6 protein-coding genes are annotated in these 5,298 nt (G+C 45.9%); 5 read left to right on the top strand and 1 reads right to left on the bottom strand.

Translation table 11 applies throughout. From position 1 onward, the window contains the following. Positions 1-474: LysR family transcriptional regulator substrate-binding protein (locus B2089_RS01655; protein WP_296685560.1), on the top strand; the 474-nt coding region annotated here is incomplete at its 5' end. On the opposite strand, the gene B2089_RS01650 is transcribed toward B2089_RS01655, so the two are convergent. Continuing rightward, positions 448-1,185 (bottom strand): tRNA threonylcarbamoyladenosine dehydratase, encoded by a 738-nt coding sequence (locus B2089_RS01650; RefSeq protein ID WP_349675775.1) that lies wholly within the window; start codon positions 1,183-1,185, stop codon positions 448-450. The two genes, B2089_RS01655 and B2089_RS01650, sit on opposite strands and share 27 nt — an antisense overlap. A 166-nt stretch (positions 1,186-1,351) precedes the next feature. On the opposite strand from B2089_RS01650, the gene B2089_RS01645 reads away from it, so the two are divergent. From B2089_RS01645 to B2089_RS01630, 4 genes are all read left to right on the top strand, one after another. Next, positions 1,352-2,314, top strand: a complete 963-nt coding sequence (locus B2089_RS01645; protein ID WP_296685558.1) for an ABC transporter permease — start codon at positions 1,352-1,354, stop codon at positions 2,312-2,314. 16 nt (positions 2,315-2,330) lie between these two features. After that, positions 2,331-3,110, top strand: a complete 780-nt coding sequence (locus B2089_RS01640) for an ABC transporter ATP-binding protein (RefSeq protein ID WP_296322919.1) — start codon at positions 2,331-2,333, stop codon at positions 3,108-3,110. A 42-nt stretch (positions 3,111-3,152) separates the two neighbouring features. Continuing rightward, positions 3,153-4,229, top strand: a complete 1,077-nt coding sequence (locus B2089_RS01635; protein ID WP_296322922.1) for an ABC transporter substrate-binding protein — start codon at positions 3,153-3,155, stop codon at positions 4,227-4,229. Between the two features lie 194 nt (positions 4,230-4,423). Then, positions 4,424-5,298: AMP-binding protein (locus B2089_RS01630; RefSeq protein WP_296685555.1), on the top strand; the 875-nt coding region annotated here is incomplete at its 3' end.

The raw sequence follows: 5,298 nt of genomic DNA, 5'->3' as shown, positions 1-5,298 counted from the left end.
ACTCAAATCCTTAAACTCCTTGAAGCACGCCAGCTTGTTTTTCATCATCTTACGGAATGCAATGCCTTTGTCTATCTGCATAAAAATCATCCCTTGTCTCAAAAAGGATCGATTTCCCTTGACGAGCTTTCCGCCTATCAGTTCGTCACTTTTGACACTGACGATGTGAAATCTTTTTTCTCAGAGGAAGTTTTAAATCGGCATGAACTGAACAAGCCGATTATGGTGGCAGACCGGGCGACGGAACTCAATCTTCTCAAAAACCTGAACGGCTACACCTTTCTTTCGGGAGTTTTCGGCGAAGAGGGAGACGGAGATTTTGTCACGATTCCCTTGAAAAATCTTGATGAAAAGGCAAATTGCTCTTTTGAGCTGGGCTATATCACAAAAAAAGACGCGCGAATGAGCAATATTTCCCTGACCTACATCGACGATGTGCGCCGGATTCTACACATTGCGGGCTTTAGCTGTTAAGTCTTTTATCACTTCGCTTGCGATAATCAGTCCTGCCACGGAAGGAACAAAGGCACAACTTCCAGGAGCCACGCCGTTTCCTTTCTGCTCGGCTGATTTTTTTTCTTCTTCGGTCAGTCTGCTTTCAACCGGCTTTTCTTTGGAATAGACCACTTTAACATCTTTGATTCCCCGCTTTTTGCACTCCTGCCGCATGACTCTTGCCAGTGGGCATACGCTGGTTTGGGAAATGTCCGCCACCTCAAAACTCATAGGGTTAAGCTTGTTTCCCGCCCCCATGCTGGAGATAATCGGAACATCAGCCTCTTTTGCCTGTAAAATCAGCTGAATCTTCGCCGTCACCGTATCCACCGCATCGACCACATAGTCATATTCTGAAAAATCAAAGAGATTCCGTGTCTCAGGAAGATAAAAGCACTTAAAAGCCTTCGCCTCCGCGTCTGGATTTATGTCCAGAATCCGCTCTTTCATGACATCAACTTTTGGCCGGCCAAGAGTCGCGTGACTGGCAATAATCTGCCGGTTAATGTTCGTGAGACTTACAGTGTCATTATCGATTATGTCGATATGGGAGATTCCGCTTCTGACCAGGGCTTCGACTACATAGCCGCCCACACCGCCGACCCCAAAGACAGCCACATGAGCGCGGGAGAGAATCTTCATTGCCTCTTTTCCAAGGAGCAGTTCTGTTCGGGAAAACTGATTCAGCATGAAAGTATTTTATCCGCAAGACGAGGGGAAATCAATCAAATCAGACTGTCGAAAAGATGAGCTTGTTATAGATTTTTTCTATAACTCCTATAAGAAAATTATATTAGTAAAGATTAGGGAAAAATATTATAACATACTACATTACTAGGTTATTAAAGAGGTACAAATGAATCAAAAAATACAAGGTCTTGTAAGGCGACTGCTTCCCGCCTTGGGAATCGCCCTTGCAATTCTAGTGCAGGCAGCTCTTCCCGACGATTCAGCCCACCCAGCTGCGACAAAAAGCTATTACAATTTTCTGCTTTTTTTCCTCCTTGCTCTTTCACTTGCGGTATTTGCTTTTTCCTTTGCCTTCAAAAAGATTCGGGATTCCCTCACTCTCAAGGGACCGTTTTTCTTTGGTTCGGCTCTTCTCTTAACGCTGATAAATCTCGTGACCGCAAAATTTGCCCTCCTGCCCGTGATTTTTTTTCCCAGCTATGACAATATTCTAGCGGTTTTTATCGAGCAGACTCCGCTTTTGCTTAAATGTATCTGGTATTCTTTCCGCCTTTTGATTCTTGGAGTCTTCTGGGGAATCTTGATTGGCTTTATCACTGGCGTTTTTCTGGGATTTTCAAAAAAAGTCTATTATTGGATAAATCCCTACATCAAATTGATTGGGCCTATTCCCGCCACCGCATGGATTCCCCTTGTCCTGACCACTTTTCCAACTCCTTTCGGTGCCAGCGTCTTTATCATAGCCCTTGCAGTCTGGTTTCCGGTTCAGCTGATGACAAGTTCTGGCATTCAGAATACGAGCAAAGTCTACTTTGAAGTTGGAAAAACTCTTGGTGCGGGAACTTTCTTTCAGGTCTTTAAAATCGCTGTGCCAGCCGCCCTTCCCAACATTTTTCAGGGAGTCTTCAACGGAATCTGCGCGGCCTTCATCGCTCTTATGACGGCAGAAATGTTCGGCGCAAAATACGGAATCGGCTGGTACATAAGCTGGCAGAAAGCAATGATGATGTATTCAGGAGTCTACGCCGGCCTGATTATGATTGCCCTTTTCTGTACGGTAATCATAACCGCCCTCTTCAAAGTAAGGGGAAAACTCCTGAACTGGCAGAAAGGGCTTATTAAATGGTAAAAGGGCAGGAGATGCTATGTCTGGAGAAATAAAACTTAACAAGATTACGAAAATATTCGGCGGTGGCGAGGAGGAGGAAGTTGTCGCTCTGAACGGCGTGGACTTCACGATTCCAGCAGGCAGCTTCGTCTCACTGATTGGACCTTCTGGCTGCGGAAAGACCACTCTTTTGCGCTGTATCGCAGGTCTTGAAAGTCCCACGACAGGCTTTGTCAGCGTTGACGGCACGAAAATCACAAAGCCTGGCAGTGACCGGGGATTTGCCTTCCAGCAGGCCAATCTCTTTCCCTGGCTTACGATTCGGGAAAATATAGCTTTCGGACTCCGCGCCCGCCACATTTACAAGGAGAGAAAAGCTGATGTGGATGAATTTATAAATCTCGTGGGCTTAAAGGGCTTTGAAAAATCTTTTCCCCACCAGCTTTCAGGCGGCATGAACCAGAGAGCCAGCCTTGCCCGTGCCCTTGTGGGACATCCCAAAATTCTTCTGTTGGACGAACCCCTTGGCGCATTGGACGCATTCACCCGAATGACAATGCAGGACGAAATCTTGAGGCTCTGGAAGGAACATCAGACCACGATGGTCATGGTAACGCATGATGTGGATGAGGCGGTTTATCTCAGCGATTATGTGGTCGTTATGTCGCCCCGCCCCGCAAAGGTTGAAAAAATCATTCCCATTGAAATCAGCCATCCCAGGGCGCGGGGACAGGACATTTTCTTAAAGTACAGAACCCAGATTCTTGAAATCCTCGATTACGCAGGAAAAGTTCAGGAAGTGGAGTATTCGATATAAAAACATTTGGCAGATCAAGATTTTATCTTATGGAGGTATTATATGAAAAAATCACTTTTAATTACTGGGGCGGCCCTTGCGATTGCCTCACTCTCGTTCACAGCCTGCAACAAAAAGGCGGCAAATGCTTCTGAAAGTCAGAAAGTCGTGAGAATCAATTTTCAGACAGGAAACCTTTGCGGTGCTCCTGTTCATGTAGCCTGGAAGATGGGCTTTTTTGACGAGGAACTTGCCAAAATCGGTCATAAAGCCGAGTTCGTTCAGGTTGTTGAGGGAGGCGCGACTCTCGGAGAGATGATTGCCTCAGGCAAAGTCGACGCAGGCTACGGCCTGTATGCCACACAGCTTCAGGCAATCGAAAACGGTCTTCCCATTTCCTACACTTCGGGAATCCACATCGGCTGCACGAAATACTATGTGCGCGGCGACAGCCCGATTAAGTCAGTGGCAGATTTAAGGGGAAAGAAAATCGGCGTTCCGGGACTTGCAGACAGTTCTGTAATGAACCTCAAGCGAAAACTCATGGATGTGGGAATCGGCGTTACGGCTGACAATAATGAAGTGGAATTCGTCGCCTATGCCTCATCAGATTTGGCAATCGCCCTCAATAACGGTGCCGTTGATGTGATTGGCGCCCACGATCCCATTGCCACAAAGGGAGAACTTGCTTATGGATTTAAGAAAATTCTTGACACTGGCACTGATGAGAAATTCAGAAACGAATATTGCTGCCAGCAGTTCGTCACTCACAAACTCCTGCGGGAAAATCCTGAGGGGGCGGCGGCCGTAACGAGAGCCTTGCAGAAAGCAAGTGCCTTTGTGGAAGCAGAGCCTAGAGCAGCGGCCCAGCTTCAAATCGAAAACAATCTTGTCGCCGGAGACTTGGACTTCAATGCGGCCCTTTTTGAAGAACTCAACTTCATTCCAAGCCGCTCTCTGGGAAAAAAGACCTTCGACAATGCTGCCCGCCAGCTTCAAAAAGCGGGAATCTTAAAGGCTTCGACAAATATCGAAAAATACATCGAGCAGAGTTACATCGAGCTTTTCGGAGTTCCTGACGGCTACACCTACGACAGTGCCACAAAAACTTTCACCGAAATCAATGGCTCTCGTAGCTAAAAGCGTTTTCCTATTTTTATAGAATAATTTTTTATGCGGGTTCGGATTTTTCCAGCCCGCTTTTTTATTTTCCCGCTAAAGAAAAATGACGGAATTTGATTTTTATGCTATAATAAATGCAACTTTTTTCAGAATACTGTGTCTCATTTAATGAAGACAATGCCTTTTTATGGCAGATAATGAGGTTTTTCAAAATGAACTTTTATTCAGATTATGTAGAGAACGGAACAGTTTATACAAATTATGAGGACTTAAAAAAGAATTTCAAAATCAAAGTTCCTGAAAATTTCAATTTTTCTTACGATATTATCGACCGTTACGAAAAAGAAGCGCCGAACAAGCGCGCCCTGGTCTGGTGCGATGATTCTGGCGAAGAGCGCGTTTTTACATTTGCCGACATTGCCAAGGAATCACGAAGAACGGCAAATTACCTTGTCTCGAAAGGAATCAAAAAAGGAGACGCGGTCATGCTCATTTTGCGCCGCCGCTACGAATTCTGGTTCTTTATCACGGCTTTGCATCGAATCGGGGCCATTGCAGTTCCTGCCACAAATCAGCTTTTGCAGAAAGATTTGGAATACCGCACAAACGCGGCCCAAATCAAAATGATTGTCTCTTACGACGACACCATTCAGGAAGAAATCGAAAAGGCGCTTCCTGCCTCTCCCAGCGTAAAGAATTTAGTCACTGTTCAAAGTGACCGAAAGGGCTGGATTTCATATTCAAAAGAAATTTCTTCATTCGGAACGGATTTTCCCCGGCCTCAAGGAGAGATGGCCACTCACAACGATGATATCATGCTCCTTTACTTCACATCCGGTACTTCCGGCTACCCAAAGATGGTTCAGCACAATTTCGCTTATCCTCTGGGTCACATCGTCACGGCAAAATACTGGCAGAATGTCATTGATGACGGCCTTCACCTTACCGTTGCCGAGACGGGCTGGGCAAAATCTGTCTGGGGCAAACTCTACGGTCAGTGGATTTGCGGCTCGGCGGTTTTTGCCTACGACATGGTTCAGTTCAAGCCTGGCGTCATGCTGAAAAAAATCGAGCAGTACAAGGTCAC

The sequence above is a fragment of the Treponema sp. UBA3813 genome, from assembly GCA_002368605.1.
GTDB lineage: Bacteria > Spirochaetota > Spirochaetia > Treponematales > Treponemataceae > Treponema_D.
Note: the sequence above shows the minus strand (reverse complement) of the source record. Positions and strands in the feature narration are given on the sequence as shown.